The organism is Neisseria sp. P0021.S005 (assembly GCF_051956955.1).
Map to the genome: position 1 here is coordinate 1 of NZ_JBQCWY010000397.1, position 2,749 is coordinate 2,749.

Below are 2,749 nucleotides of genomic sequence, written 5' to 3' on the forward strand. Positions count from 1 at the left end.
TCCTGCCTGCCGACCAAAAAGGCACGCATATGTCGCGCTTTGTCGCCCTGATGGAAAAACAAACCGATGCTTTGGATTTCGATACGCTGCACAAGCTGACCGCCGATATGGTTGCCCTGTTGGATTCGCATTCCGGCAAAATCAGCGTTTCCTTCCCGTTTTTCCGCAAGAAAAGTGCGCCCGTCTCCGGCATCCAATCGCTGCTCGACTATGATGTTACCCTGACCGGCGAAATCAAAAACGGTACATACAGCCACAGCCTGAAAGTAATGGTTCCGGTTACTTCATTGTGTCCGTGTTCCAAAGAAATTTCCCAATACGGCGCGCACAACCAACGTTCGCATGTGACGGTCAGTCTGATTGCGAATGCGGATGTAGGCATTGAAGAAATCATCGATTACGTCGAAGCGCAAGCAAGCTGCCAGCTCTACGGCTTGCTCAAACGCCCTGACGAGAAGTATGTAACGGAAAAAGCGTACGAAAATCCGAAGTTTGTCGAAGACATGGTTCGCGATGTGGCTACTGCGCTGATTGCCGACAAACGCATCGAGTCGTTTGTTGTCGAAAGCGAAAACTTCGAATCGATACACAACCATTCCGCTTACGCTTATATCGCTTATCCTTAAAGCCAAGCCGAATAGCAACAAAGGCCGTCTGAACATTTCAGACGGCCTTTGGCATAAATTGAACGATACCATGAGACTATCGGTCATATATGGGCAACCCTATTTCGATATAATTCAAAAGCATTAGATTTCTCTCGCAATATTTAACATAAATTAAGCCGATTGTTTTCCCCATCATTTATAATGACGGTTTCTCAACGGCATATCCGTGGATATTATGAAAAAATTCCTTTATTTCCTCATTGCATTTTTAGGCTTGAGCAGCTTCGCATTCGCAGTAGATGCCAATGATTTGCTGCCTCCAGAGCAAGCCTTTGTACCTCAAGTCAATGTAACCGATCAAGGCATCAGCGTGCAGTTCAAAATCGCTGACGGCTACTATATGTACCAGTCCAAAATCGTTGCAGCGACCAATCCTGACAAAATCCTAGGCGAACCCAAATTCAGTAAAGGTGAAGAAAAAGAAGACGAATTCTTCGGCAAACAAACGGTTTACCACCATACCGCACAGGTTGACCTACCTTACAAACAAGCCGCGCCGCAATACAAACTGACACTGACTTATCAAGGCTGTGCCGAAGTAGGTGTGTGTTATCCGCCTGTGGACACTGAGTTTGACGTAAAAGGCAACGGGGTTTACCAGCCGCAAAGCGATGAGCCGGTTTCTGCCAAAGACCGCTTTTTACAACCGTCCGCCTCTTCAGACGGCCCAATGCCTGCCCAGCCTAGTGCAAACAATCCCGACAGCAGCCGCTTCAAGCTCTCTTGGGATACTTTAAACGCCAACCTGTTGGCGTTTTTTGTCGCAGGTTTGGGCTTAAGCTTTACCGCCTGCATGTATCCGCTCCTGCCGATTGTTTCCAGTATTGTCGTGGGCGACAAAAAAGCCGGCAAAGGCCGCGCGTTTACCTTGTCTATGGTTTATGTACAAGGTTTGGCATTGACCTACACCTTGGTCGGCGTGATTGCCGGTTTGACCGGCGCGCTGTTGACCGTATGGCTGCAACAACCTTGGGTCGTACTGGCCGCCGCAGGACTGATGGTGATATTGGCATTGTCGATGTTCGGCTTCTTCAATATCCAGCTGCCCAACTCTGTCCAATCCTATTTCCAAAATCAAAGCAGCAAACTCTCCGGCGGTAAAATCGTTTCCGTCTTTATCATGGGTATTTTGTCTGCACTGATTGTCGGCCCGTGCGTTGCGCCTCCGCTGGCATTTGCTTTGGGCTATATCGGCCAAACCGGCGATGCCGTGTTGGGCGGCCTCGCGCTTTATGTCTTAGCACTCGGCACCGGCGTACCGCTCATCATCATCGGCACATTCGGCGGTCATATCCTGCCTAAAGCAGGCGACTGGATGAACGGCATCAAATACGCATTCGGCTTCATCTTGCTGGCCGTTGCCGTATACCTTGCCACACCGCATCTGCCTTATTTCGCAGTAGTCGGCCTCTACACCTTGCTGATGATTGTTCCCGCCCTGATGCTTTTGGCGAAATCCGGCAAACAGAAAGGCCGTCTGAAAACGGTTGCCGCCGTATTGGGCTTTTTACTGCTGATTGGCGGCTCATGGTTTGGCTGGCAAAGCTTCAATAAACAAACCACCGCCCTCCACCACTTCTTAACGCTGGTTCCGCCATCCGAAGCCGGCCAAGAAACCGACCACGGTAAGATGTTTACCGATGTCGGAGAACTCAAAGCCGCTATGGATGCCGCCTTGAAAGCCGATCCTAGCAAACCCGTGCTGATTGATTTCTACGCCGACTGGTGCGTATCCTGCAAAGAAATGGCCGCCTACACGCTCAACCAACCGCAGGTACACGAAGCAGTCGATATGCAACGCTTCTTCCAAATCGACGTAACCGCCAACACTCCCGACCATCAAGCCTTACTGAAAGAATACGGCCTCTTCGGCCCTCCGGGCGTGTTTGTTGTCCGCGCCGACGGCAGTCATAGCGAAGCTTTATTAGGCTTTGTCAAACCCGATGCCTTCATTGAATGGTATCGCAAAAACGAGAAATAGCCGTCTATAAAAAGGCCGTCTGAAAACAGATTTTCAGACGGCCTTTTCTTATGTTTAAAAATTAAAATTCATCTTGAGCCCAACGCGTAGAACGCAAAAT

Annotated in this window: 2 protein-coding genes; both read left to right on the forward strand. The window is 49.6% G+C overall.

Features of this window, described 5'->3' with window-relative positions; translation table 11 throughout:
- The coding region (gene folE2, locus ACTHUE_RS14690; RefSeq protein WP_440423868.1) for a GTP cyclohydrolase FolE2 at positions 1-626 on the forward strand (626 nt) is incomplete at its 5' end.
- 217 nt (positions 627-843) lie between these two features.
- Complete coding sequence (gene dsbD / locus ACTHUE_RS14695) at positions 844-2,649, forward strand: protein-disulfide reductase DsbD (protein WP_070712355.1); 1,806 nt, start codon at positions 844-846, stop codon at positions 2,647-2,649.
- The last annotated feature ends 100 nt before the right edge of the window (positions 2,650-2,749 follow it).